24 protein-coding genes are annotated in these 25,022 nt (G+C 71.4%); 7 read left to right on the forward strand and 17 right to left on the reverse strand.

All coding sequences use genetic code 11. From position 1 onward, the window contains the following. The 3 genes from lepB to ASD23_RS09145 all read right to left on the reverse strand — a co-directional run bounded on the left by lepB (window position 1) and on the right by ASD23_RS09145 (window position 1,920). The gene (lepB, locus tag ASD23_RS09135; RefSeq protein ID WP_056009565.1) at window positions 1–747 is read right to left on the reverse strand and encodes a signal peptidase I; all 747 of its coding nucleotides are present in this window, start codon (window positions 745–747) and stop codon (window positions 1–3) included. A gap of 81 nt (window positions 748–828) precedes the next feature. Beyond that, entirely contained in the window at window positions 829–1,176 is a 348-nt protein-coding gene (rplS, locus tag ASD23_RS09140; protein ID WP_056009567.1) for a 50S ribosomal protein L19, read from the reverse strand. 204 nt (window positions 1,177–1,380) lie between these two features. Beyond that, a complete protein-coding gene (locus ASD23_RS09145; protein ID WP_157377049.1) occupies window positions 1,381–1,920 on the reverse strand; it encodes a hypothetical protein in 540 nt (179 codons plus the stop codon). A gap of 72 nt (window positions 1,921–1,992) precedes the next feature. On the opposite strand from ASD23_RS09145, the gene map reads away from it, so the two are divergent. Continuing rightward, on the forward strand, window positions 1,993–2,760 hold the full coding sequence (gene map / locus ASD23_RS09150; protein WP_056009573.1) for a type I methionyl aminopeptidase: 768 nt from the start codon (window positions 1,993–1,995) through the stop codon (window positions 2,758–2,760). A 40-nt stretch (window positions 2,761–2,800) separates the two neighbouring features. On the opposite strand, the gene nirD is transcribed toward map, so the two are convergent. Then, the gene (gene nirD / locus ASD23_RS09155; RefSeq protein WP_056009576.1) at window positions 2,801–3,151 is read right to left on the reverse strand and encodes a nitrite reductase small subunit NirD; all 351 of its coding nucleotides are present in this window, start codon (window positions 3,149–3,151) and stop codon (window positions 2,801–2,803) included. 232 nt (window positions 3,152–3,383) lie between these two features. Between nirD and nirB the strand changes: the two genes are divergently transcribed. The 6 genes from nirB to ASD23_RS09185 all read left to right on the forward strand — a co-directional run bounded on the left by nirB (window position 3,384) and on the right by ASD23_RS09185 (window position 13,176). Then, window positions 3,384–5,993, forward strand: a complete 2,610-nt coding sequence (nirB, locus tag ASD23_RS09160) for a nitrite reductase large subunit NirB (RefSeq protein ID WP_056009580.1) — start codon at window positions 3,384–3,386, stop codon at window positions 5,991–5,993. Next, entirely contained in the window at window positions 5,954–6,766 is an 813-nt protein-coding gene (gene cobA, locus ASD23_RS09165) for a uroporphyrinogen-III C-methyltransferase (RefSeq protein ID WP_442854326.1), read from the forward strand. The genes nirB and cobA overlap by 40 nt, the downstream gene beginning before the upstream one ends. Continuing rightward, entirely contained in the window at window positions 6,763–7,893 is a 1,131-nt protein-coding gene (locus ASD23_RS09170; protein WP_056009586.1) for a uroporphyrinogen-III synthase, read from the forward strand. Before cobA ends, ASD23_RS09170 begins: the two co-directional genes overlap by 4 nt. A 136-nt stretch (window positions 7,894–8,029) precedes the next feature. Further along, window positions 8,030–9,430, forward strand: coding sequence for an MFS transporter (locus ASD23_RS09175; protein WP_082571327.1), 1,401 nt, complete (start codon window positions 8,030–8,032; stop codon window positions 9,428–9,430). Window positions 9,431–9,442: 12 nt separating this feature from the next. Next, a complete protein-coding gene (locus ASD23_RS09180; protein ID WP_056009589.1) occupies window positions 9,443–11,569 on the forward strand; it encodes a molybdopterin oxidoreductase family protein in 2,127 nt (708 codons plus the stop codon). Next, the gene (locus tag ASD23_RS09185) at window positions 11,566–13,176 is read left to right on the forward strand and encodes an FAD-dependent oxidoreductase (protein ID WP_056009592.1); all 1,611 of its coding nucleotides are present in this window, start codon (window positions 11,566–11,568) and stop codon (window positions 13,174–13,176) included. Before ASD23_RS09180 ends, ASD23_RS09185 begins: the two co-directional genes overlap by 4 nt. A gap of 6 nt (window positions 13,177–13,182) precedes the next feature. On the opposite strand, the gene ASD23_RS09190 is transcribed toward ASD23_RS09185, so the two are convergent. The 13 genes from ASD23_RS09190 to ASD23_RS09250 form a co-directional block, all read right to left on the reverse strand. Further along, window positions 13,183–14,343 carry a molybdopterin molybdotransferase MoeA gene (locus ASD23_RS09190; RefSeq protein ID WP_056009595.1) on the reverse strand — a complete coding sequence of 387 codons (1,161 nt, stop codon included), beginning with the start codon at window positions 14,341–14,343 and terminating at the stop codon, window positions 13,183–13,185. Then, on the reverse strand, window positions 14,340–14,576 hold the full coding sequence (locus tag ASD23_RS19070; RefSeq protein WP_056009598.1) for a DUF6457 domain-containing protein: 237 nt from the start codon (window positions 14,574–14,576) through the stop codon (window positions 14,340–14,342). Before ASD23_RS19070 ends, ASD23_RS09190 begins: the two co-directional genes overlap by 4 nt. Then, window positions 14,560–15,237, reverse strand: coding sequence for a molybdenum cofactor guanylyltransferase (gene mobA, locus ASD23_RS09200; protein ID WP_056009601.1), 678 nt, complete (start codon window positions 15,235–15,237; stop codon window positions 14,560–14,562). The genes ASD23_RS19070 and mobA overlap by 17 nt, the downstream gene beginning before the upstream one ends. After that, on the reverse strand, window positions 15,234–16,013 hold the full coding sequence (locus ASD23_RS09205) for a sirohydrochlorin chelatase (protein ID WP_056009604.1): 780 nt from the start codon (window positions 16,011–16,013) through the stop codon (window positions 15,234–15,236). The genes mobA and ASD23_RS09205 overlap by 4 nt, the downstream gene beginning before the upstream one ends. 139 nt (window positions 16,014–16,152) lie before the next feature. After that, complete coding sequence (trmD, locus tag ASD23_RS09210; RefSeq protein ID WP_056009609.1) at window positions 16,153–16,842, reverse strand: tRNA (guanosine(37)-N1)-methyltransferase TrmD; 690 nt, start codon at window positions 16,840–16,842, stop codon at window positions 16,153–16,155. Window positions 16,843–16,849: 7 nt separating this feature from the next. Continuing rightward, window positions 16,850–17,485 carry a ribosome maturation factor RimM gene (gene rimM, locus ASD23_RS09215; RefSeq protein WP_056009612.1) on the reverse strand — a complete coding sequence of 212 codons (636 nt, stop codon included), beginning with the start codon at window positions 17,483–17,485 and terminating at the stop codon, window positions 16,850–16,852. Window position 17,486: 1 nt separating this feature from the next. Further along, on the reverse strand, window positions 17,487–17,723 hold the full coding sequence (locus ASD23_RS09220) for an RNA-binding protein (protein ID WP_022891825.1): 237 nt from the start codon (window positions 17,721–17,723) through the stop codon (window positions 17,487–17,489). Window positions 17,724–17,726: 3 nt separating this feature from the next. After that, window positions 17,727–18,134, reverse strand: coding sequence for a 30S ribosomal protein S16 (gene rpsP, locus ASD23_RS09225; protein WP_056009615.1), 408 nt, complete (start codon window positions 18,132–18,134; stop codon window positions 17,727–17,729). A 208-nt stretch (window positions 18,135–18,342) separates the two neighbouring features. After that, window positions 18,343–19,872 carry an aminopeptidase P family protein gene (locus tag ASD23_RS09230; protein WP_235507694.1) on the reverse strand — a complete coding sequence of 510 codons (1,530 nt, stop codon included), beginning with the start codon at window positions 19,870–19,872 and terminating at the stop codon, window positions 18,343–18,345. 11 nt (window positions 19,873–19,883) lie between these two features. Beyond that, window positions 19,884–21,215 (reverse strand): alpha/beta fold hydrolase, encoded by a 1,332-nt coding sequence (locus ASD23_RS09235; RefSeq protein ID WP_056009618.1) that lies wholly within the window; start codon window positions 21,213–21,215, stop codon window positions 19,884–19,886. Beyond that, entirely contained in the window at window positions 21,212–22,177 is a 966-nt protein-coding gene (locus ASD23_RS09240) for an ABC transporter permease (RefSeq protein ID WP_056009621.1), read from the reverse strand. The genes ASD23_RS09235 and ASD23_RS09240 overlap by 4 nt, the downstream gene beginning before the upstream one ends. Continuing rightward, the gene (locus ASD23_RS09245; protein ID WP_056009624.1) at window positions 22,174–23,121 is read right to left on the reverse strand and encodes an ABC transporter permease; all 948 of its coding nucleotides are present in this window, start codon (window positions 23,119–23,121) and stop codon (window positions 22,174–22,176) included. Before ASD23_RS09245 ends, ASD23_RS09240 begins: the two co-directional genes overlap by 4 nt. Further along, on the reverse strand, window positions 23,118–24,998 hold the full coding sequence (locus ASD23_RS09250) for an ABC transporter ATP-binding protein (protein ID WP_082571328.1): 1,881 nt from the start codon (window positions 24,996–24,998) through the stop codon (window positions 23,118–23,120). The genes ASD23_RS09245 and ASD23_RS09250 overlap by 4 nt, the downstream gene beginning before the upstream one ends. Between the last annotated feature and the right edge of the window lie 24 nt (window positions 24,999–25,022).

Here is a 25,022-nt window from a genome sequence, read left to right on the forward strand (position 1 = left end):
TCAGTCGCCGGCCTCGTCGACGCCGTCGAAGACCTCGGGGTAGTTGCCGAGCCACGCCCAGTGATCGACGGGCCAGCTCACGACGAACGCCCGGCCCACGACGTTGTCGATCGGCACGAAGCCCTTGAGCGGCGTCTCCCGGTTGTACCGCGAGTCCTTCGAGTTGTAGCGGTTGTCGCCCATCACCCAGAGCGAGCCCTCGGGAACGACGACGTCGAAGTCGTCGGCGGAGACCTTGGTGTCACCGGGCGGCAGCGCCACATACGGCTCGTCGAGCGGAACGTCGTTGACACTCATCTGCCCGAGGGCGTTGCAGCAGACCACGTGGTCGCCGGGCAGCCCGATGAGGCGCTTGACGAGATGGTCGTTGGAGTCGGGGGCGGCGAGCCCCACGAACGCCAGGAACCAGTCGACGGCGGCCACGAGGGGCGGCTGTTCGACCTCGGTGCGCGCCGGCAGCCATCCGCCGGGATCGCGGAACACGACGACGTCGCCGCGTTCGAGCGGCGTCACCTCGGGAACCAGTTGGTTCACGATGATGCGATCGTCTTTCACGAGCGTCTCCTCCATCGACTGCGATGGGATGAAGAACGACCTGATGAGGAACGTCTTGATGAGGAACGAGACGAGCACGGCCACCACGAAGATGACGAGCAGGTCTCGGAGGAACAGCAGAACGCCGCGTCGTCTACTCGGCGTCGCCGAATCCACGCGATCTGTTCGCGTTCCTGTGTCTTCTTCTGTCATTTAACCGCCCGAGCTCCCCACCCAGTCTAGGGGTGGGGAGCTCGGGGAGGAGTTCGCGTGGAGCGCGATCCGCGAAGCGGATCAGGCGTCGCGCTTCTCCTTGATCTTCGCCTTCTTGCCGCGGAGCTTGCGCAGGTAGTACAGCTTCGCGCGACGCACGTCACCGCGGGTGACGACCTCGATGTGATCGATCACGGGCGAGTGCACCGGGAACTTGCGCTCGACGCCGACCTGGAAGCTGACCTTGCGGACCGTGAAGGTCTCGCGCACGCCTTCGCCCTGGCGGCCGATGACGACGCCCTGGAAGACCTGGATGCGGGCGCGCGTGCCTTCGATGATGTTGACGTGCACCTTGACGGTGTCGCCGGGGCGGAAGTCGGGGACATCCGACCTCAGGCTCGCGGCGTCGACGTGGTCGAGGATATGCATGTTGGTTCGCTCTCTGCGCCCGCAACCGGTCGAACGCGGATCATTGGATGGAAGTTCTGGTGCCGCCTCGCACGAGGAATCGTGCGTGCGTGCTCCCCGGAGGCAGAGACCTGCGGCGGCACAATCCTCTATTGTGCCACGCTGACGGGCCACAGGCCAAAAGCGGGCTTGAATGGCCCGCTCGCGCGTCTGCCCGAACGCCGATCAGTCTTCGCGGACCTCGTGGATGATGATCACGTCGTCGCTGCCGTCGTCGAAGGGCGGACGCCGGGCACCCGGGCCTGCGGCGCCCTGAGCACCGCTCGTCGAGCCGCCGTTGGACGAACCCGGCTGTTCCCCGGCGAGCCGCTCGAACTCCGCCATGGAGGCCTTCATGCGATTGGCGCCGTCGGTGACGAGCTGCCACACGGCGACCCAGAATGCGGCGATGCCGAGCAGGATCGCGAGCACGCCGAAGCCGGTGGCCGTCGCGCCGTAGAACCCCGTGGCGATGATCGAGAGCTGCCAGGCGGTCAGCACGCCGACGTCGATCCACGACAGCGCGCGCTCGTGGCGCACGGTCGGCCGCACGTTCGTGAGCAGAGCGACGATGCCGAGCACGACGAAGGCGATCGGCACGACGAGCACGAGTCCGAGCGTGCCCCAGCCGCCCCCGCCGAAGATCGCCCAGCCGACGGCGAGCCAGATCGGCAGCACGACGACCGAGATCATCTGCCATCTGTACAGGGCGCGCCGCAGGAGCATGATCACAGCGTAATCCGACCGGCTCGGCGCGCGCCGGGTGTTCACTCAGGGCGGAGCCGACAGAATGGACTCGTGATTGAACTTCGGACCCCTGCAGAGATCGAGGAGATGCGGCCCGCCGGCCGCTTCGTGGCGAGCGTACTGGAGGCCACCTCGGCCGCGGCTGCGGTGGGAGTGAACCTGCTCGAACTCGACGCCCTCGCGCACGAGATGATCCGGAAGGCCGGCGCCGAGAGCTGCTACATCGACTACCACCCGTCGTTCGGCGCGAGCCCCTTCGGAAAGGTCATCTGCACCTCGGTCAACGACGCGGTGCTGCACGGACTCCCCCATGACTACACGCTGCGCGACGGCGACCTGCTGAGCCTCGACTTCGCGGCGTCGGTGAACGGATGGGTCGCCGACTCGGCGATCTCCCTCGTCGTCGGCACACCGCGCGAGGAAGACCTGCGCCTCATCGACACGACTCGGCGGGCGCTCGATGCCGGCATCGCCGCCGCCCGCACTGGCAATCGCATCGGCGACATCTCCCGGGCGATCGCGGATGTCGCGAAGGCCGAGGGCTACTCGATCAACACCGACTTCGGCGGTCACGGCGTCGGCCGCACGATGCACGGCGATCCGCACATCCCGAACAACGGGCGACCGGGTCGAGGCCTGCCGCTGAAGCCCGGACTCGTCATCGCGATCGAGCCGTGGTTCCTCGAGACGACGGATCGCATCTTCACCGATCCCGACGGCTGGACCCTTCGCAGCGCCGACGGTTCGCGGGGCTCGCACTCGGAGCACACGATCGCGATCACCGACGGCGACCCGATCGTGCTCACGCAGCGTTCCTGACGACGGGGCCGGTTGACGGCTTCCACCGGGGCGCTCGCGCTCAGCGCTCGAGTTCGACCTCGATCATGCCGCCGACGATTCGGGTGCGATAGGTCCGCAGCGCCAGAGCGCTGTCGGTGAAGCACTCCCCCGTACCGAGGTCGTAGACCTCCTTGTGCAGCGGCGATGCGATCGTCGGCCGGTCGCCTCGCGAGCCGAGGATGCCCCTGGCCATCACGGGTGCGCCCGTGTGCGGGTCGTGGTGGTCCACGGCGTACACCTCTTCCTCGTCGAGGCGCAGCAGGGCGACCTGCGTGCGCCCGAGCAGCGCGACCTCGCCCCACCCGGGCTCGAGGTCCGCGACCTCGCAGGTCGGCACCCACGTGGTGGTCGTCTCCATCGTCAGCGACATGCCGGCTCCTCTCTCCCTGCCTCCGAGGCTAGGTTCCGGGTGTTTCCTCGGCGGCATCCGCATGTTTCACCGACGTGAAACCGTGCTCACATCGCCCATCGCCGCTCGTGCGTCGGACGACCCCTTCGGTTACCGCCCCGAAACAGGGCCGAAACCGGCCGGTCGTACGCTCGCCTCATTCGGACCCCGGAGGCAGCCATGAGCTCGCCTCCATCGAGCCCGGGAGGCAGCCATGATCGAGAGCACCCAAGAGCATTCGGGCGTGCGAGACGTCGTCATCATCGGCGGAGGACCCGCGGCGCACCGGCTCGCCGACAGCCTGCACGCCCGCGACTCCGGCCGCGCACTGCGCGTCACGGTCGTCGGTGAGGAGCTGCACCATCCGTACGACCGCGTCGCACTCAGCACGCGACTCGCGGATGGCGCGGCCGACCTGACCCTGCAGCCCTCGTCGATGTGGGACGACGACCACATCAGGCTCGTCACCGGCGAGCGCGTCGTCGCGATCGATCGCGAGGCGCAGACGGCCACGACGTCGAGCGGGCGAGCCCTGCACTGGGACGAACTCGTCTTCGCCACCGGCTCGAGTGCGCCGGTGCCCGAACTCCCCGGCCGCGACCACGCCCGCGTCTACCGCACGATCGACGACGTCGACGCCCTCGTGGCCGAGACCCGGGAGCTCGCTGATCGGCACGGGCGCCCCGCGCAGGTCGTCGTCGCCGGCGGCGGCCTCCTCGGCCTCGAGGCGGCAGGCGGCCTCGCCAAGCTCGGCGCGCACGCCGCGGTCGTGCACTCGGGCGGCTGGCTCATGTCGGCGCAGCTCGACGAAGGCGCCGGGCGCGCGCTCGGCCGCATCATCTCGGGGCAGGGCATCGGCCTGCACCTCGGCACCCGCCCGGCGGCGGTGCTCATCGAGGCCGACGCCGTCGTCGGCGTCGAGCTGACCAACGGGCGCCGCATCGACGCCGACCTCGTCGTCTTCGCGATCGGCATCAGTCCTCGCGACGAACTCGCGCGCGACCTCGGACTCGAGCTCGGGCCGCGCGGCGGCATCGCGATCAGCACCGCGTGCGCGGCATCCGCTGCCCGGATCTGGGCGATCGGCGAGGTGGCGAGCTTCGAAGGGCGCTGCACCGGGCTCGTCGCCCCCGCAAACGCGATGGCCGAGGTCGTGGCCGACCGGCTGCTCGGCGGCGCAGCGGAGTTCACGAGCGTCGACGACGCGACGAAACTGAAGCTCTCGGGCGTCGATGTCGCGAGCTTCGGCGACGCACTCGCGCGCACCGAGCAGGCGCTCGAGATCGTCTACGCCGACCCGGCTCGCGGCCTCTACCAGAAGCTCGTCATGACCGACGACGCGAAGACGCTGCTCGGCGGCATCTTCGTCGGTGACGCATCGCCTTACGCGTCGCTGCGCCCGATGCTCGGAATGCAGCTCTCGTCGGAGCCCGCCGCCTACCTCTCGGCATCCGGCATGGAGGCGCCCGCGGGTGACGAACTGCCGGCATCCGCTCTCGTCTGCGCTTGCAACAACGTCGCAGCGGGCACGATCCGCGACGCGGTGAACGGCGACGAGCACACCGAGGGGTGCACCGAGCTCGGTGCGTTGAAGTCCTGCACGCGTGCAGGAACGCAGTGCGGGTCGTGCGTGCCGCTCGTGAAGAAGCTCATGGAGACCGAGCTCACCAAGGCGGGCATCACCCCGTCGCGGGCGCTGTGCGAGCACTTCGAGCTCTCGCGCCAGGAGCTCTTCGAGTCGATCCGCGTGCTCGAGCTCACCTCGTTCGACGAGATCGTCGCGCGGCTCGGCAACGGCCGCGGATGCGACGTGTGCAAGCCGGTCGTCGGCTCCATCCTGGCGACGCAGCACGGGTCGTACATCCTCGACGGCGGTCGCGGCGGGCTCCAGGACACCAACGACCGTGCAATGGCGAACATGCAGAAAGACGGCACCTACTCGGTGGTGCCCCGTATCCCTGCGGGCGAGATCACGCCCGACAAGCTGTTGGTCATCGCCCAGGTCGCCACCGACTTCGGGCTCTACACGAAGATCACCGGTGGTCAGCGCATCGACCTGTTCGGCGCCCGACTCGACCAGCTGCCCGATATCTGGAAGCGGCTGGTGGACGCCGGCTTCGAGTCGGGACAGGCGTACGGCAAGGCGCTGCGCAACGTGAAGAGCTGCGTCGGCTCGACCTGGTGCCGCTTCGGCGTGCAGGACTCCGTCGCGATGGCCGTGCAGCTCGAGCTTCGCTATCGCGGCCTTCGATCACCGCACAAGCTCAAGTTCGGCGTCTCGGGGTGCGCCCGCGAATGCGCGGAGGCCCGTGGCAAGGACGTCGGCGTGATCGCCACCGACCAGGGCTGGAACATGTACGTCGGCGGAAACGGCGGCTTCCAGCCGGCGCACGCCCAACTGCTCGCGAGCGACCTCGACGACGAGACGCTGCTGAAGTTCATCGACCGCTACATCATGTACTACGTGCGCACGGCCGACCGCCTGCAACGCACGGCTCGCTGGATCGAGGACATCGAGGGCGGACTCGACCACGTGCGCGACGTCGTCGTGAACGACTCGCTCGGTCTCGCGGCGGAGCTGGAGGCCGCCGTCGACGCTCACGTGGGCTCCTACGAGGACGAGTGGGCCGCGACGCTCGCGGATCCCGAGCGCCTGCGGCGCTTCCGCTCCTTCGTGAACGCACCCGACCTGCCCGACCCCTCGATCGCCCAGGTGCCCGACGGACGCGGTCAGATGCGTCCGGCGACGCCTGAGGAACGCGAGCGCGGCGAAGCGGTGCTCATATCCGGCGCGTCGATCCCGGTTCGAAAGGTGGACGCATGACCGGCCGCGTGACCCTCGTCGGCGGCGGGCCCGGCCGAGAGGACCTGCTGACGCTCGCCGGTGCGCGTGCGCTCGCCGACGCCGACGTCGTGCTCTTCGACCGGCTCGCACCGCACGAGCGGCTGCACGAGCTCGCGCCGGGCGCCGAGCTCGTCGACGTCGGCAAGCGTCCCGGCCACCACGCCGTGCCGCAGCACGAGATCGAGGCGCTCCTGGTGGAGCACGCGCTCGCGGGCCGCCACGTCGTGCGGCTGAAGGGCGGCGACCCCTACGTGCTCGGGCGCGGCGGCGAGGAGGTGCTCGCCTGCCACGCCGCGGGAGTGCCGGTCGAGGTGATCCCGGGCGTCACGAGCGCCGTCGCCGTGCCCGGTGCCGCGGGAATCCCGCTCACGCACCGGGGCGTCAGCCACCTCTTCACGGTGGTCTCCGGTCATGCGCCGCTGACCGAGACCGAGCTGGAGCACCTCGCCGGGCTCGGTGGCACGATCGTCGTGCTCATGGGCGTGAACTCGCTGCCTTCCCTGACAGCCGGCCTCGCCCGGTACGGCATGCCCGCGCAGATGCCCGTCGCGATCATCGAGCGGGGCTTCCGGCCCGACCAGCGCACGACGAGCGGCGACCTGGCCGACATCGTCGTCTCCGCGGGACGAGCCCGTGTCGCCTCCCCCGCGGTCGTCGTGGTCGGCGAGGTCGTACGCCTCGCGCACGACGGCGATGCCGGCGCCGCCGAGCTCATGGAGCGCGCGGCCGGCTTCACGGCGGTGGCCCGGTGAGCGACCTCCTCGAGTGCGCACCAGGGTTCCGCGCCGACCAGCTCGCGGGATTCCGCATCGGCGTGACGAGCGACCGGCGCTCGGCCGACCTCATCGACGCCCTCGCCCGCCGCGGCGCGACCGTGATCCATGCCCCGACGCTTCGCATGGCAAACGCCGTCAGCGACGATCCCGTCATCGCCGATACTCGAGCCATCATCGAGGCGCGGCCCGACGTACTGCTCGCCACGACCGCCTACGGGGTGCGCCGCTGGTTCGAGGTCGCGGATGCCGCGGGGCTCGGCGAGGAGCTCGTCGACGCGCTCGCCGAGACGGCGATCCTGGTCCGCGGGCCGAAGGCACGCGGCGGCATCCGTGCTGCCGGACTGAACGACGTGGGCATGAGCGCCGAGGAGACCACCGAGTCCCTCATCGACGAGGTGCTCGCCACCCGGCCATCGGGGCTCACCGTCGCCGTGCAGCTGCACGGGTTCCTGAACCCGTCGCAGCTCGACCGCTTGCGCGACGCCCACGACCGGGTGCTGACCGTCGAGCCCTACCGCTGGATCGAGCCCGACGAGACCGACGAACGGGTCGACCGCCTCATCGAGTCGGCCTGCAGCGGCGGGCTCGACTGCATCACCTTCACGAGTGCCCCCGCGGTCCACGCGCTGTTCGCCGCGGCGGAAGCGCGCGGCAGGCTCGAGGACCTGATCGACGCGATGTGCGGTCCGGTCGTCGCGGCGGCGGTCGGCCCGGTCACGGCGGCGCCGCTCGTCGCGGCGGGCATCGAGCCGATCCAGCCGGAGCGCTTCCGCATGGGCGCACTCATCAGGCTCGTCTGCGAACACCTCGAATCGGAACGGGTGCTGCGACTCGACACCCGTCACGGCCCGCTCGAACTCCGCGGCTCCGTGGTCGACGTCGACGAGCGCCGCGTTGCGCTCGCACCCGTCGCCCTCATGATCCTCCGAGCGCTCGTGCAGGCGCGGGGTTCCGTCGTGGCGCGCGACCGGCTCACGTCCGCGCTGCCGGGCACCGACGACGAGCACGCCCTCGAGGTCGCCCTGAGCCGCCTGCGCCAGACGCTCGCCGTACCGGGACTCATCGCCACCGTCGTGAAGCGGGGATACCGCATCGACGTGTGAGCATCGCCTCACATCCGCCGCCGTCACCGGTGAGCAGGTGGAGACGCAAGGTTTACGACCGGACCGATCCGCAGAAACACGACGTCAATAGCTTCGAGTCGAAGGATCCACTCGTGATCGAACCCCGGAGGCCCCGATGACCCAGACCGTGAGCACCGCTCCCCCCGCGACATCCGCAGCACCAGAGACGACCGCCGCAAAGCCCGGGCTGAGCACGCGCCCCGGCCGATGGATCGACGGCTGGGACGCCGAGAACACCGAGCAATGGGAGTCGCAGGGCCGGGCCATCGCCCGGCGCAACCTGAACTGGTCGATCTTCGCCGAGTTCCTCGGGTTCGTCGTCTGGCAGCTCTGGTCGATCGTCGCCGTCATGCTCCCGAAGGCGGGCTTCGAGCTGACCACGAGCGAGATCTTCTGGCTCATCTCGATCCCGAGCCTGGTCGGCGCGACCCTGCGGATCCCGTACTCGTTCCTCGTGCCGAAGTTCGGCGGACGCAACTGGACCATCATCTCGGCGGGGCTGCTGCTCGCACCGGTCATCGCGATGGTCGTCTGCGTTTCGAACCCCGAGACGCCGTTCCCGGTGCTGCTCGGCGCGGCCGCACTCGCGGGCTTCGGCGGCGGCAACTTCGCCAGCTCCATGTCGAACATCACGTTCTTCTACCCGCAGCGCGAGAAGGGATGGGCCCTCGGATTGAACGCAGCGGGCGGCAACCTGGGCGCTGCGGTCGCCCAGTTCGTCGTGCCGATCGCGGTCACGATCGGCGCCGCTGCGACCCTGAACCTGCCGGTCGCCGGCTGGATCTGGATCCCGTTCATCCTCGTCGCGATGTTCGGCGCCGCCCGCTACATGGACAACCTCTCGAACGCGAAGGCGGACCTCAGCGGATCGGCGGCCGCGCTCAAGGAGCCGCACCTGTGGCTGCTCTCGCTGCTCTACATCGGTACCTTCGGCTCGTTCATCGGCTTCGCGAGCGTCTTCCCGAAGCTGATCGCCGACCAGTTCCCGGAGTTCTCGGGCATCGCCGTCGGCGGCGCCTCCGTCTCCCTCGCGTTCCTCGGCGCGCTCGTGGGCTCACTCGCCCGCCCCTACGGCGGCCGACTCTCCGACCGGTTCGGCGGGGCGCGCATCACGATGGTCGCCTTCGCGTCGATGGCCCTCGTCACGGTCGCGGTGCTCCTGACGCTACCGCTCGGCAACTTCTGGCTCTTCCTCGGCCTGTTCCTCCTCCTCTTCGCCTCGGCGGGCATCGGCAACGGCTCCACCTACCGGATGGTGCCCGTCGTGTTCGCGGTTCGCGGCGGCGGCACGGGCGACGTCTCGACCCAGCGCAAGGCCGCGGCCGCGCTCGGCCTCATCTCGGCCATCGGCGCCTACGGCGGCTTCCTCATCCCGCAGGCGCTGAACCTCTCGTTCCAGTCGACCGGCGGGTACGGCGCCGCGTTCGCCGGCTTCATCGCGGCATACGTGCTGCTGCTCGTGCTGACCTGGGCCGTGTACGTGCGGTCGGGCAAGCTCAGCGCCCACAAGATCTGAATCGAGGCCAGCTTGACCCGTTCCGCCGACACCCACTGCCCGTACTGCGCGCTGCAGTGCGCGATGACCCTCACCCCGACGGATGTCGCGGCAGACGCCGCAGCGGATGCCGCGGCCACGCCGGTGACCGTCGCGGGCCGCGACTTCCCGACCAATCGGGGCGGCCTCTGCAAGAAGGGCTGGACGTCGGCGGAACTCCTCCGGGCCCCGTCCCGCCTCGGCGCCCCGCTCGTGCGGGGCGCCGACGGCGTGCTGCACGAGGCGAGCTGGGAGGACGCGCTCGACCGCGTCGCGGCGTCGCTCCGCGGCATCCGCTCGGAGCACGGCGCCGACGCCGTGGGCGTCTTCGGGGGCGGCGGCCTCACGAACGAGAAGGCGTACCTGCTCGGCAAGTTCGCGCGGCTCGCTCTCGGCACGAGCCGCATCGACTACAACGGCCGGTACTGCATGTCGTCGGCCGCGGCCGCCGGCAACCGCGCCTTCGGCGTCGACCGTGGGCTGCCGTTCCCGCTCGTGGACCTCGACGACGCAGACACGATCCTGCTGCTCGGCACGAACGTCGCCGAGACGATGCCGCCCTTCATCGGCCACCTGGCGGGCGCCCAGGCTGCCGGGGGCCTCGTCGTCGTCGACCCGCGACGCACCGCGACCGCCCGACTCACCGACGACGGCAAGGGGCTGCACCTGCAGCCGATGCCCGGCACCGACCTCGCCCTCCTGCTCGGCCTGATCCACATCGTCATCGCCGAGCGACTCGTCGACCTCGACTACGTCGCCGCTCGCACCGTCGGATACGAGGCGATCCGCCGCAGCGTGGCGTCGTGGTGGCCCGAACGCGTGCAGTCCACGACCGGCGTGCCGGCACTGACGCTCCGCCGGCTCGCGCGGCGCCTGGCCGCGGGCGGCAACGTGTACATCCTGACCGGCCGCGGCGTCGAGCAGCACGTCGACGGCACCGACACGGCGACCGCGGCGATCAACCTCGCCCTCCTCCTCGGGCTGCCCGGGCGCCTCGGCAGCGGCTACGGCACGCTGACCGGACAGGGCAACGGGCAGGGCGGGCGGGAGCACGGCCAGAAGTGCGACCAGCTGCCCGGCTATCGCAAGATCACCGACCCCGAGGCACGGGCGCACGTCGCACGGGTGTGGGGGGTGTCGCCGAGCGCGATCCCCGGTCCCGGCGTGCCGGCCGTCGAACTCCTGCGGTCGCTCGGCGAGCCCGGCGGCGTGCGTGCGCTCCTCGTGCACGGATCGAACCTCGTCGTCTCGTCCCCGAACGTCGCCAACGTGCGCGAGCGCATCGCCGCGCTCGACCTCCTCGTGGTGTGCGACTTCTTCCTCTCCGAGACGGCCGCCCTCGCCGACGTGGTGCTGCCGATCACGCAGTGGGCCGAGGAGGAGGGCACGATGACCTCGCTCGAGGGCCGCGTCATCCGTCGCCGTCGTGCCATCTCCCCTCCTGCCGGCGTGCGCGACGAGCTCTGGATCCTCGCCGAGCTCGCTCGGCGGCTCGAGTGCACCGCGACGTTCGACACCGAGCCGGAGCTCGTCTTCGAGGAGCTGCGCCTCGCCTCCGAGGGCGGCATCGCCGACTACTCGGGCATCGACTACGCCATGCTCGACCGGGGCGAAGCCGTGTACTGGCCCTACCCACGCGGCGGCACGGGCACCCCGCGGCTCTTCGCCGATCGCTTCGCCCACCCCGACGGGCTCGCACGACTCGTCGCCGTCTCGGTGCGGTCGTCCGCCCACCCCGCTCCGCTCCATGGCGAGCTCACGCTCGTGACGGGCCGTCTGCTCGAGCACTACCAGAGCGGCGCGCAGACGCGGCGCGTGCCCGAGCTGGCAGACGCCCAGCCCGAGGCACGGGCGGCGCTGCATCCGTCGACGGCTGAACGCCTGGGCGTGGCCGACGGCGAACTCGTCGAGCTCTCGAACGACCGGGGAACCGTTCGCTGCCGCGCGCGACTCACGACCGACATCCGCCCCGACGCCGTCTTCCTGCCGTTCCACTACGGCGACGAGCAGGCGGCGAACCTGCTCACGTCCGACGCGGTCGACCCCGTCTCGGCGATGCCCGAGTTCAAGACCAACCTCGTGCGACTCGCACGCCTCATCGAGATCGAGGTGCCGGCATGAGCCAGCTCAGGATCGTCCTCATCGGCTACGGCCCCGTCGGCGCGCGCTTCGTCGAGGAGGTGCTGCCGGCCGTCGAGGACGGCTCCATCGCGCTCACCGTCGTCGCGGGTGAGGACGTCGAGGCGTACAACCGGGTGCTCGTCGCCGAGTACGCCGTCGGCAACACCGAACTGGGCGCCATGCTCGTCGGCGACCGGGCAGCCGCAGAGGCCGCCGGCGCGCGCGTGCTGCTCGGCGTCGCCGCCACCTCGATCGACCGCTCGGCACGGATCGTGCAGCTCGACTCCGGTGAGGAGCTCGAGTACGACCGGGTCGTGCTCGCGACCGGGTCCCGGGCGAACGTGCCGACCCTCGACGGGGTCGAGCGGCACCGCCGCGACGCCGACTCGCTCCGGAAGTACGCCACGCAGCTCGTCGCGCGCGACGACGCCCTGCCCGCGGGCATCACCGCCCTTCGCGATCTCGCCGACGCCGAGCGCGTGCTCGCGGCCGTGCAGTCGCGCAAGCGCATCATCGTGCTCGGCGCCGGCGTGCTCGGCCTCGAACTCGCACTCGCCGCCGCCCACGCCGGCGCGCAGGTCTGCGTCGTGCACCACGGCCCGCACCCGATGCCGCGCAACCTCGACCGGGGCGGCGGCCTCGTGCTCCGTGCGGCCCTGCGCCGATCGGGTGTCACGGTGGTCGCCCACAGCCGCGCGGAGGCCGTGGCGTTCCGCACCGACGATGACGGCAGTCGTCGCTTCGACATGGTCGTCACGGCCGACGGCAAGCAGTTGCGCGGCGACCTGCTCGTGCTCTCCTGCGGAGTGAGCCCCCGCAACGAGCTCGCGACGCTCGCGGGCCTGCGCACGGCCGTCGGCGTCGTCGTCGGCGCGGGGCTCGCGAGCTGGACGGATCCTCACGTGTTCGCGATCGGCGATTGCGCCCAGGTCGTCCCGCGCACCGAGGAGCTCGCCGGGCAGCGCGTGCTCCCGGGGGCTCCCTCGGGGCTGATCGGACCGGGGTGGCGGCAGGCGGAGTGGCTGGCAGCGCACTTCATCGCGTCGGTGACGGACGACGGCTCGACGGATGCCGCGGCGCCCGCGGAACGCGACGCGATCGTGATGCTCAAGGCGGAGCACATCGACGTCGTCGCGGTCGGCGACATCTCGGCGGATCCGTGGGACGACGACGCCGTGCACCCGCGACGACGGGTCTCGCAGTGGGCGGACCCCGAGCACCTGCGGTACGTGAAGATGGTGACCGAGGACGGTGCGCTCACGGGATTCGTGAGCGTCGGGATGCCGCGCACCGCCGCCGAGCTGACGCTCCTGTTCGAGCGGCGCGGCGAGCTGCCGGCCGATCGCTCGGTGTTGTTGCGCTTCGACGGCCCCGACTACGACCCGAGTGCCGATGCGGACGCCTTCGCGCCGGGCTCGACGGTGTGCTGGTGCAACGGGGTCACGGTGGGCCGCATCGAGGAAGCGGCCGTCTGCGGTGCCACCACGGTCGAGGGGGTGGGTCGGGAGACCCGTGCGGGCACCGGTTGCGGCGGTTGCAAGGGACGCGTCGCCGAGATCCTCGCCCGTGCGGCCGAGACCGACGAGACGCCGAGCGTCACGGCCTGAACGGGATCACCAGGGCAGCGGGAGGGCGCAGGCGGGTTCGCCGTCGGCGACCGGTGAGACCAGCAGTCCGTCGGCGCCGGCGAGCCCTCGGAGCATCGCCGACCCCACCCAGGGACTCACCGCCGCGCGCCCGGCTCGCCAGCTGAACGGCGCGAGGCGGCGCTGCAGCCCGGTGGCCGGGAGGTCGTGGGCCGCCACTTCGTCGAGTGCGGTGATCGGCCGGCCCGATGCACCGTCGAGCCACGGCGGGAAGAAGCTGAGGAGGCAGGTGAAGGCGGCGAGCGGATTGCCCGGCAGGCCGAGCACCGGCACCCCCGCGCTCGTGCGGGCGAACAGCACGGGGTGCCCCGGACGCATCCCGACGCCGGCGACGTCGATCGTGCCGCCCTCGGCGACGATCGCCCGCCGCAGCAGGTCGCCATGGCCGCCGGCGGTTCCCCCCGTCGTGACGAGGAGGTCGGGGCGGGCCTCGGCCAGGAGCTCGATGAACGGGTCGAGCCGATCGGGGACGCGCCGCGTCGACGCCCGTGCGCCGAGTCGCTCGAACAACGCGGGAAGGGATGGGCCGAAGGCGTCGCGCACCGCGCCGGGCGTGGGCCGGCCGGATGCGACGAGCTCGTCGCCCGTGACGATCAGCTCGACCCGCGGGGCGGCGAGCACCTCGAGGGTGTCGTGACCTGCGGCCGCGGCGAGGGCGAGGCGCGGCGGCGTCATCCGTGCGCCGGCCGGGATGAGCGGCTCGCCCCGTCGCAGTTCCTCACCGCGGCGCCGGATGTCGCGCCCCGCGAGCGGCGTGGAAGCAGTGGGCCGGAGCCACCCGGGGGCTTCGGGAAGCAGGTCTCCGTGCTCGGCACGCAGCACCCCGACCGCGCCGGGCGGCACGGCCGCGCCGGTCGTGATGATCCGAGCGGTGCCGACCCGCATCGGCCGTGACGGCGGCGCACCCATCACGACCGTGCCGTCGAGCCTCCATGGGCCCGCGCCCGCCACCGCCCAGCCGTCCATCGCGCTGACGTCGACCGTGGGCAGGTCGACGCGCGCATGCACGGCGTCGGCCAGCGTCCGACCGTCGGCCCGGTCGACCGGCACCGGCTCAGCAGCGAGCGGTCGGGTGCGACCGGCATGCCAGACGACGTCCCTGGCCGACTCCCAGGTCGTCGAGCTCACGGCGCGTCCTCGCCGAGTCGGCGTTCGACGGCGGCGACGACGACGTCGAGCGGGATGCCACGTGCCGAGGCGTACCCCGCGAGATAGGTCGTCAGCGGCGCGGCCGGACGGGCCACGCCATGTGCGGCGATGCGTGCGAGATCGAGCACCGCCGCGACGTCGGGCGCGATGTCGAGGCCGAGTTCGGCGACGAGCTCGCGAGACCAGCTCTCGACGTCACGCGACGCGGACACGGCGCACCTCCCCCATCGGCAGCACTACGCCGTGCCGTGCGGCGTCGGCCGGAGTGTCGACGTCGGCGCACCAGCTCCCGCGGAGCGCGACTCCGCGAAGTTGCATCCGCGCGAGCACCGCGCCCATCGACGCGCCCTTGCCGCCGGCCGGCGACGCGCTTCGCGTCACCGCGAGCACCTCGGCGACGGCGCCGCGAAGCGCCGCCGTGCGGTAGACCGCGAGCAGTGGCTGCGAGAACCCGTCGGGGTCGACCCCGACCACGCCGTCGATCGCGTGGACGGCCCGGCCGAGCAGGTGGGCCACGGCGGGTGCCGCCCCCACCAGATCGCCCGCCAGCACCACCGTGAAGCGCTGCGGACGGTCGGCGAGCCCCTCGAGTCCCGCCGCAATGGCCGCGACCGGGCCGCTCCAGGGCGGATCCTCGGCGGCGACGCGGATGCGCCGCTCCGCGAGCACCCACCGGGGCGCCGGCGCACTCGAGACGTAGGCGATCGCACGAGCGCCGCCGACCGCGGCGACAGCGCGCGCGGCGAGACTCGTGCCGTCGATCATGAGCGCCGTCTTGTCGATGCCGCCGAACCGAGAGGCGCGGCCACCGGCCAGCACGATCGCGTCGTACGCGGCGATGGTGGGCGCCGCGGCCGGCGCCGTCGCCGTCATGCCCGTTCCAGTCGGGGCGCACCGACGTCGGCGTACCGATCGAGCACGAGTTCCACCAACTGACGGGGCGCCACCTCGTCGGGTAGCAACAGGGGCGCCGCGATCGCGTCGGCTCCTGCAGACGCGGCGGTGTCGTAGAAGGTGCCGGGTGCCAGCAGGTAGCTGCCGACGATCACGCGCACCCCCGGGTGCACCTCGCGGATCATCTCGATGGCGTCGTGCAAGCGCGGGATCGCCGCGGCGATGAACCCGACGGTCACCGAACGGCCGAGGTGGTGCCCGAGCCTGCGCGCGGTCTCGAAGCACTCGCGCACCGCGCGTGGATCGTTGGAACCGGCCGCGGCGAGCACCACGGCGTCGGTGTCGGCGAGCCGGAGCCGGCCCAGCCGCTCGGCGAGCACCTCGACGATGCGATCGTCGGGGCCGAGTTCGTCCGCGAGCCGCGAGCCGGTGGGTGCGTCGACGCCCGAGCCGCGCCGGTCGAGTCCGAGCGAGAGCCCGGTGCGCACGTGGAAGCCCGCCGAGAGCACGAGTGGCACGATGACCGCCCCGGCGTCGTCGTCAGGGCCGAGGGCGGCCGCGACATCCGACCGGCTGGCGTCGACGAAACTGATGGAGACGTCGAGATCGGGACGCGCGGAGGCGACGCCGTCGACGAGCCGGATCACGGCCTCGCGATTCGCGCTCGACGGCGCCCCGTGCGTGACCGCGACGAGCCGGAGCGGAGGGGCCTCGACATGCTCGGCCGCGGCACCGATGACTCTGGACCCGACCATGTGCTGACCCGCGCTCTCCGGCGGAACCCGTCTCAGCCGCCGATTCGACGCTAGGGAGAGCGTGTTTCACGCACCGCACCCACGTGTTTCCGGCACGTGAAGAACGGCTCACGCCGTGCGCAGGGGGTACTCGGCCCCGCTACTCGCCGAGCAGTTCGGGGCGGACGCGGCGCGTGCGCTCGATCTGCTGCTCGTGCCGCCAGGCGGCGATCGCACCGTGGTTGCCCGAGAGCAGCACGGGCGGCACGTCGAGCCCGCGCCAGGACGCCGGCTTGGTGTAGCTCGGGTACTCGAGCAGGCCGTCTTCGTGCGACTCCTCGACGAGGCTCTCGGGGTTGCCGACGACGCCGGGCACGAGCCGGCCTGCCGCCTCGATCATCGCCATGACGGCGACCTCGCCGCCGTTCAGCACGTAGTCGCCGAGGCTGATGAGGCGCACCCGCATGCGGGTGGCGTAGTGGTCGACGACGCGCTGGTCGATGCCCTCGTAGCGACCGCAGGCGAACACGAGGTGCTGCTCCGCAGCCAGTTCGCGGGCGATCTGCTGCGTGAACGGCTCGCCGGCGGGCGACGGCACGATGAGCAGGGCATCGGATGCCCCGTCGCCCACGATGCCGTCGATCGCCTCGCCCCACGGCTCGGGCTTCATCACCATGCCGGCGCCCCCGCCGTACGGCGTGTCGTCGACCGTGCGATGCCGGTCGTGCGTGGCATCGCGCAGGTCGTGCGCGGTCACCTCGATGAGGCCCGACTGCCGCGCCTTGCCGAGCAGCGACAGGTCGAGCACCGAGAAGAACTCGGGGAAGATCGTGACGATGTCGACGCGCATCGGCGGACTACTCGTCGCGATCGGCCTCGACGGGCGCCGCGGCATCCGTCTCGGCGGTCTCGACGGAGTCGGCTGCCGGCGCGGTCGGGGCCGCGGCCTCGACCTCGGGAAGCTCCTCGAAGAGGCCCGGCGGAGGCGTCACGGTGACCGTGCCCGCGGCGAGATCGACCTCGGGCACGATGGCCGAGACGAACGGCACCATGACCTCGCCGTTGCCGGTCTTGACGACCAGCAGGTCTTGCGCCGGGAAGTGCTCGACGTGCGAGACCTCGCCCACCCGCTCGCCGTCGCGGACGACGGCGAGGCCGATGAGCTGGTGGTCGTACCAGGCGTCGTCTTCGGGCGCCTCTTCTTCGACGTGCGAGACCCAGAGGATCGCCTTCGCGAGGCCCTCGGCCTCGGTGCGGTCGTCGATGCCCTCGAAGAATCCGACGGCATGCCCGTTGTACCAACGGAGCTCACGGAGCGTGAGACTCTTGCCGTGCCAGGGCGAGTCGCCGGGCACCTGCAGCGAGAACTCCGCGCCCGGCACGAAACGCCGGTCGGGGTCGTCGGTGTAGAGCTCGATCTTGATCGCGCCCTTCAGGCCGTGCGCCTTCAGCAGGCGCCCGACCCGAAGCTGTGTGCCTGAAGTGTCGGCCACGTCAGTCGTCGGTGTCGACGACGTCGACGCGAACGCGGCGACCGTCGGCGAGAGCGGTGACGAGCGTGCGGAGCGCCTTCGCGGTGCGGCCTGCGCGGCCGATCACGCGACCGAGGTCCTCGGGGTTCACATGAACCTCGAGGACCTCGCCACGTGCGCTCGACGCGGAGACGACCTTCACCTCGTCAGGGTGATCGACGATCCCCTTGACGAGGTGTTCGAGCGCGGACTGGAGCAAGGCTTACGCCTCGTCCGTCGCGGTCTCGGCGGGAGCCTCTTCGACCTTGGCCGCGGGCTTCTCGGCCTTCGGCTTCAGCACCGGCTTCTTCTTCTCGTCGGCGACGAAGGCGGCCTTCGGCTCTGCGACCTGAACGGTCGAGACGGCGTTCTTGTCACCCTTGAACTTGCCCCAGTCGCCCGTGAGCTTGAGGATCGCGGCGACCTGCTCGGTCGGCTGCGCGCCGACGGAGAGCCAGTACTGCGCACGGTCGGAGTCGACCTCGATGAACGAGGGGTTCTGGGTGGGGTGGTACTTGCCGATCTCCTCGATCACGCGACCGTCGCGCTTGGTGCGCGAGTCGGCGACGACGATGCGGTAGTACGGCGCACGGATCTTGCCGAGACGCTTGAGACGAATCTTGACAGCCACAATTCTCCTGAAATGTTGTGAGTTGGCGAACTGACAGCCGTGAGCGTGGGGTGCACACTCGGCGGAAGCTCAAAGGGGTTCTGCGCGCCTGATAGAGGGTCGGGCGATACAGAACTCGACTGATCATTCTTGCAGATTCCGCGCCGAAACGAGAATCGGACCGTGCCGGGCGTCCCGAAGCGGCTCGCGACCGCTGCCGATGCGTCCGTCAGCGAGCGGATGACGCGTCGAGCGCCGCGTGCGAGGGCTGTCCCGCTCGGGCAGCAGCCAGCCACGTCTCAAGGCCCGCCGCATCGATGGGGAGCCCGCTCGAGAGCACCTCATGCCCGGTCGACGTCACGACGAGGTCGTCCTCGATGCGCACGCCAAGCCCGCGGAGCTCGGGCGGAACCGTCTCGTCGAAGGCGTGGAAGTAGAGTCCGGGCTCGACCGTGAGGGCCATGCCCGGCTGCATCACGGCGCCCTGGTAGGCGGCATAGCTCGAGCCGGCGCAGTCGTGCACGTCGATGCCGAGGTGGTGGCCGACCCCGCACACGATGTAGCGCCGGTGCTGCTGCCCGTCGGGGGCGAGCGCCTCGTCGACCGAGACCGGCAGCATCCCCCAGTCGTGGAGCCCCCGCGCGATGACCTCCATGCTCGCGGCGTGGAAGTCGGACCAAGGGCGGCCCGGTCCGACCGCGGCGAGCCCTGCCCGGTGCGAGGCCTCGACGAGGTCGTGCACGGCGCGCTGCGCCGAGGTGAACGTGCCACCGGCCGGGATCGTGCGGGTGACATCGGCCGTGAACCCCGACCGCCGCTCGACGCCGACGTCGAGGAGCAGGACCTCGGCGGGGTTGATGTCGCCGTCGGCACGCACCCAGTGCAGGATCGGCGCGTGGGCGCCGGAACCGACGATCGAGGCGTAGCCCGGGCCGTTGCCGACCGTGCGGGCGTAGCGGTCGAAGGTGCCCTGCAGCCACCGCTCCCCGCCCCACTCGATGGCCGAGGAGAGCTCGCGCGCCATCGCCGCGAAGCCCTGCTCGGTCGAGGCGACGGCGGCCGCGAGTTCGGCGAGCTCCCATTCGTCCTTGATCATGCGGAGCTCGGCGAGCACGCGCCGCAGCTCGGCCGAGCGCGGGGTCGCCGCGAGCGCGGCGGCGGCCGGCCCGGCCGGGGTCGGCGCGCCCGCGACGAGGGCGTCGTCGCCCAGCACGAGCTCCTCGATGCGGCGGGTGCGCACGTCGAGCGCCTCGGCGTACTCCGCGAGGCCGGGCATCGGCCCGACCCAGAGCTCGCCCCGGAGCGGGTCGGCGTGGAAGCCGTCGTCGCCCGGCCGGAAGGGCGCCGGCAGGTACAGCGTGGCGTCGTGGCCGCCCGGGATCGAGTCGATCACGAGCACCGCGTCTTCGATGCCGCACCCGAGGAGCCAGAGGAAGTCGCTGTCGGCGCGGAACTCGAAGCTCGTATCGTTCGCCCGCACCGGCGCACGACCGGCGGAGATGGCGATCGTGCGGCCGGGCAGCGCCTCGGCGAGACGTGCCCGGTGGTGGTGCGCCGCGAGCGCCGCACCCGACGGAATCACGGGGGTGCGCACCGGTGTGGCCCAGCCTCGCAGCATGGACTCGTTGAACCCCGGCGACTGCGCGAGCCGCGGCATCCGGGGGTCGCGCTCGTCGGGGGCGGGCATCGAGGATGCCGCGGCTCCCCCGTCGGCGGGCCGGCTCGGGGAATCGGTGTGCGTGTGGGCGTGTCCGGTCATTCCGGGTCCTTTCATCGGCGCTCTCGCGTCATTCGGCGCTGTCGGGAGCGCGGGGCGTGGGCAGAGCCGGCGACGCGCCGGTCGAGCGCGTCGAACAGGCGCCCGGCGACCTTCCCGGTGTGCAGTCCGTCGTGCTCGAACTCGTTGGTGATCCAGGCCTCGAGACCCCCGACGCGGTCGACGGTGTCGAGCGAGAACGCCGCGTCGGCGTACATGTCGTCGAGGTAGACGACCGCCTCGATCGGCACGACGTTCGCGGCGAGCCGGTCGTGGTCGTACAACTCGATGGGCCTCGCCGTCTCGGCGAGGCGTTCGACCCCAGCGCGGAACCCGCGGAGCGCCCGCATCTCGTCGAACATCCAGGGGAAGACCATCTCGCCCGTGAAGAGCAGCGGTCGGGCGTCGGGCGCGAAGTCGGGATTCACGTCTCGGGCCCGCTCGGCCGCCCAGGCGGTCGGGCCGGGGCCGTAGATGCTCTCCTGCAGGGCGATGAAGAGCGGATTGCGATCGAAGCCCGTGAGCGCGCCCACGCTCGACAGGAACGTCTCGCTGAGCACGCTCTCGTCGGCGTCGGCGAACGCCTCGTCGAACACCCAGTGCACCCGGTCGAACCCCGGCGCCATGCCGAAGTCGAAGCCGAGGGTCTGCAGGCGCCGCACGGTCAGCCGGTCGCCGTCGGGCAGGCGCACGTCGCCGGCGTCGAGCAGGTCGGCGACCCGTGCGATGCGCGACCCGAGGTGCGGAAGTCGCTCGGCGAACCGCCGGTTCTTCGTCCGCACCCGAGGGAACGTGCGCGCGTACACGGCGTCGGCCGACGGGTCGAGGCTCGGCAGCCCGCCGGCGATGGCCGAAGCCGCGATCGCCTCGGGCGCCACCGAGAGGTAGTGCAGCGTGAGGAACCCGCCGTAGCTCTGGCCGAGCGTCCACCACTGCACTCCCCCGTAGTGCGCGCGCCGCAGCGCCTCGAGATCGCGCACGATGGAATCGGCGCGGTGCAGCTCGAGCATCCGGGCCGATGCCTCGGCGCCGAGCCCCTCGAGCTGCCGGCCCTCGAGCGGCGTCGAGCGTCCGGTGCCCCGCTGGTCGGGCAGCACCACCCGGAACCGGGCGAGCGCCTCGGCGAGGAATCCGTCGCGCCCGAGCGGCCTCGGCGACTTGCCGCCCGGGCCGCCCTGCAGGTAGACGAGCACCGGGAGATGCTCGTCACGGCGGGCCGCGTCGACGAGCTCGCGCGCGAAGACGCGGATCGTCGGTCCGTCGGGGTCGGCCCAGTCGAGCGGCACGTCGAGCCACAGCTCGCGCGCCGCGACATCCGGACCGATGGGGTACCAGTGCACGCTCATCGGGCCGCCGTCCGCACCCGCGAGTCGAGCAGTGCGTAGGTCGTGTCGACCACGAGGTTGGAGATGACGACGAAGACGCCGCCGAGGAGCACGATCGCGATCACCACCGGCCGATCCTGCATGGCGACCGCGGTCACCGCGAGGCTGCCGACACCGAGCAGGCCGAAGACCTGCTCGATCACGATGACGCCGCCGAGCATGAGTCCGATGTCGATGCCGAGCTGGGTGACGAGCGGCGGCATCGCGCTGCGGAACGCGTGCACGTACGTCACGCGCCGCTCGTCGACGCCCTTCGCGCGAGCGGTGCGGATGTAGTCCTGCCCGAGCACCTCGAGCATCTGGCCGCGCGTGAGCCGCGCGTACACCGCCGCGACGACGAGCGCGAGCGTGAGCCACGGCAGCAGCAGATGCCACGCCCACTCCAGGGGGCTCTGCTCGAACGGCACGTAGCCGCTCGGCGGGAAGAGCGTGAAGCCGAGCTTCGTCGGAACGAAGTACAGCAGGTAGAGCGCGAGCATGCCGAGCACGAAGGTCGGGAAGCTGATGCCGACGATCGCGAACCCCTGGCCGAACCGGTCGCGTGCCGAACCCGGATGCCTCGCCGACGCGATGCCGATGGGGATGCCGATCGCGAGCCAGAACACCATGCCCCCGAAGACGAGCGACATCGTCACCGGGATGCGGGAGACGACGAGCTCGGAGACCGGCATGCTCGAGCGGTAGGAGTAGCCGAGGTCGCCCTGCAGCAGGTTACCGACGAAGGCCGCGTACTGCTCGGTCATCGGCCGGTCGAGCCCGAGGTTCGAGCGGATCTGCGCCATGAGCTCCTCTGTCGCCTTGTCACCCGCGATGATGCGGGCCGGGTCGGACGGCGAGACGTAGAAGAGCATGAACACGAACACGCTGAGCAGGAACAGCACGAGCACGCCGAAGGCGATGCGGGAGAGGATGAATCGGGTCATGCGCGCTTGCCCTTCGAGACGGCGGCGGGGTCGAGGGCGTCGCGGAGCCCGTCGCCGAGCAGGTTGAACGCGAGGGTCAGTGCGAGCAGCGCGCCGCCAGGCACGACGACCATCCACCACGCCACGAGGTAGAGCGAGCCGTTCGCGGCATCCGCGAGCATGTTGCCCCAGCTGGGCGTCGGCGGCACGATGCCGAGGCCGAGGAACGAGAGCGTCGCCTCGAACACGATCGCCGCCGGGATCATGAGGGTCGTGTAGACGATGATCGGCACGACCAGGTTGGGCAGGATGTCGCGGAACATGATCGAGGTGCGCGAGGCGCCGAGCGAACGCGCCGCCTCGACGAACTCCCGGTGGCGGAGGGCCAGCACCTGGCCGCGGATGACGCGAGCGAGCCCCGTCCAACTGAAGAACACGATCACGGCGATCGACAGGCTGAGGCTCGGTCCGAGCACCGAGACGAGCGCGATCGCGCAGAGCAGGAACGGCACGCTCATCACGAGGTCCATCGTGCGGCTGAGCACGGTGTCGACGATGCCGCCCGAGAACCCCGAGATCGTGCCGATCGCGATGCCGATCACCGACGCCACGATCGAGGCGAGCACGCCGACGAGGAGCGAGACCTGAGCGCCGTAGGCGAGGCGCACGAGCACGTCGCGGCCGAGCTGGTCGGTGCCGAGCAAGAACTCGGGGTTGGGGCCGACCGGGATGCCCTCGGGCGTGAGCCCGGTCTCACGGAACTGCTCGGTTGGGCCGTGCCCGGTCCACGCCGCGATGAGCGGCGCGCACAGCGCGAACGCGATGATCAGGAGGATCGCGATCAGGGAGGCGATGCTCGCCGGGTCGCGCAGCAGCCGGGTGAGCGTGAGCCGGCCGGAGCCGCGCGCCTGCACCTCGGTCGAGGCGCTCGCCGCCGCCGCAGGGGTTTTGGGAAGGATGCTCACGAGGCGACCTCCACCGCGAGCTGCTCGGCATGGTGCCGATCGGCGTGCGCGCCAGCGGAGCCGGTCGGCGGCAGCAGTCGCCGCTCGCGCGGCTCCCGAGGGATCTCGGGCGCCGCCGCGGCCAGCAGCCGCCGAGTGAAGGGCTGCTGGGGATCGTTCCAGACCTGGTCGGCGGTTCCGAGCTCGACGATGCGCCCGCCCTCCATGACGGCGATCCGATCGCAGACGTGGCGCACGACCGCGAGGTCGTGCGAGATGAACAGGTAGGTGAGGCCGAGCCTGCGCTGCAGCTCGTCGAGCAGGTTCAGCACCTGCGCCTGGATCGACACGTCGAGCGCGGAGACCGGCTCGTCGAGGATCACGAGCTCGGGATTCAGGGCGAGCGCCCGCGCGATGCCGATGCGCTGACGCTGTCCGCCCGAGAACTGCGACGGGAAGCGGTTGTAGTGCTCGGGGTTCAGGCCGACGAGCTCCATGAGGTCCTGCACCTTCGCCCGCCGCTCGGCGCCGCTCGCGAGCCGGTGGATGCGGAACGGGTCGCCGATGATCGACCCGACGCGGCGCCTCGGGTTCAGCGAGCCGAACGGGTCCTGGAAGACGAGCTGCACGCGGCGCCGGAGGTCGCGCCACTGCGCGCGGTCGAGGTTCGCGGTGGGCGCGCCGTCGAACTCGACGGTGCCGGCGGTCGGTGCCACGAGACCGGCGATCGCGCGGGCGAGCGTGGTCTTGCCGCAGCCGCTCTCACCGACCAGGCCGAGCGTCTCGCCACGTCGCACCTCGAGCGAGACGTCGTCGAGCACGACGCGCGGCTCGCCCCGCCGCTGCGGGAAGGCGAGACGCAGCGCGTCGACGGTCACGATGGCGTCGTCGCCGGTCGCGATGAGGCTCGGCGGCGGGAGCACCGGCGGCTCCGGTTCGACCGGCGTCGACTCGAGCCAGCAGGCCACCTCGGTGCCGTCGTCGTAGTGGCGCACGGGCGGCTTGGTGGTGCAGATCGACATCGCATCGGGACACCGGTCGCGGAACGCGCAGCCTTCGGGCGGCGCGAGCAGGCTCGGCGGCCGTCCGCCGATGGGCACGAGTGGTGTTCCAGGCTCCCGGTTGAACGACGAGGAGCGGAGGAGGCCCGCGGTGTAGGGGTGAGCAGGACCGCAGAGGACGGCATCGGCCGCCCCGAGTTCCATGCGACGGCCGCCGTACATGACCATGACCCGGTCGGCGACGCGGGAGAGCACGCCGAGGTCATGGCTGATCATGAGCACGGTCGTGCCGAACTCGCTGCGCATCTCGCCGAGGAGGTCGAGGATCTGCGCCTGCACGGTCGAGTCGAGCGCGGTGGTCGGTTCGTCGGCGATGATGAGCGCCGGGCCGAGCGAGAGCCCCATCGCGATCATGACGCGCTGTCGCATTCCGCCCGAGAACTGGTGCGGGTAGGCGTCGAAGCGCGCCGCGGCATCCGGGATGCGGACCCGGTCGAGCAGATCGACCGCGCGCGCCTTCGCCGCCTTCGCGCTGACCTTCTCGTGCGCCTGGATCTGCTCGACGATCTGCCAGCCCACGGTGTACTGCGGGTGCAGGCTCGAGAGCGGATCCTGGAAGATCATGCTGATCTCCCGCCCGCGCACCGAACGGAGCTGCTCGGGCGCGAGCGAGAGCAGGTCGCGGTCTCGGAACAGCACGGAGCCGCTGGTGCGTGCACCGGGCACGAGCCCCATGATCGACTGCACCATCACGGACTTGCCGGAGCCGGATTCGCCGACGACGCCGAAGAACTCGCCCTCGTTGACGGAGAAGGAGACATGCTGCACCGCGTGCACCGTGCCGTCCTCGGTCGGGATGTCGACGGCGAGGTCGCGCACGTCGAGGAGGATCGTCATTGGGTTCCCTCGATCAGACCCGGC

The sequence above is a fragment of the Agromyces sp. Root1464 genome (assembly GCF_001427265.1).
In the GTDB taxonomy this organism is placed as follows: Bacteria; Actinomycetota; Actinomycetes; order Actinomycetales; family Microbacteriaceae; genus Agromyces; species Agromyces fucosus.

Coding starts and splice junctions, on each gene's coding strand:
- lepB (WP_056009565.1), bottom strand. CDS start 747: ATGACAGAAGAAGACACAGGAACGCGAACAGATCGCGTGGATTCGGCG.
- rplS (WP_056009567.1), bottom strand. CDS start 1,176: ATGCATATCCTCGACCACGTCGACGCCGCGAGCCTGAGGTCGGATGTC.
- ASD23_RS09145 (WP_157377049.1), bottom strand. CDS start 1,920: ATGCTCCTGCGGCGCGCCCTGTACAGATGGCAGATGATCTCGGTCGTC.
- nirD (WP_056009576.1), bottom strand. CDS start 3,151: ATGTCGCTGACGATGGAGACGACCACCACGTGGGTGCCGACCTGCGAG.
- nirB (WP_056009580.1), top strand. CDS start 3,384: ATGATCGAGAGCACCCAAGAGCATTCGGGCGTGCGAGACGTCGTCATC.
- ASD23_RS09175 (WP_082571327.1), top strand. CDS start 8,030: ATGACCCAGACCGTGAGCACCGCTCCCCCCGCGACATCCGCAGCACCA.
- ASD23_RS09185 (WP_056009592.1), top strand. CDS start 11,566: ATGAGCCAGCTCAGGATCGTCCTCATCGGCTACGGCCCCGTCGGCGCG.
- mobA (WP_056009601.1), bottom strand. CDS start 15,237: ATGACGGCGACGGCGCCGGCCGCGGCGCCCACCATCGCCGCGTACGAC.
- ASD23_RS09205 (WP_056009604.1), bottom strand. CDS start 16,013: ATGGTCGGGTCCAGAGTCATCGGTGCCGCGGCCGAGCATGTCGAGGCC.
- trmD (WP_056009609.1), bottom strand. CDS start 16,842: ATGCGCGTCGACATCGTCACGATCTTCCCCGAGTTCTTCTCGGTGCTC.
- ASD23_RS09230 (WP_235507694.1), bottom strand. CDS start 19,872: ATGACCGGACACGCCCACACGCACACCGATTCCCCGAGCCGGCCCGCC.
- ASD23_RS09235 (WP_056009618.1), bottom strand. CDS start 21,215: ATGAGCGTGCACTGGTACCCCATCGGTCCGGATGTCGCGGCGCGCGAG.
- ASD23_RS09240 (WP_056009621.1), bottom strand. CDS start 22,177: ATGACCCGATTCATCCTCTCCCGCATCGCCTTCGGCGTGCTCGTGCTG.
- ASD23_RS09250 (WP_082571328.1), bottom strand. CDS start 24,998: ATGACGATCCTCCTCGACGTGCGCGACCTCGCCGTCGACATCCCGACC.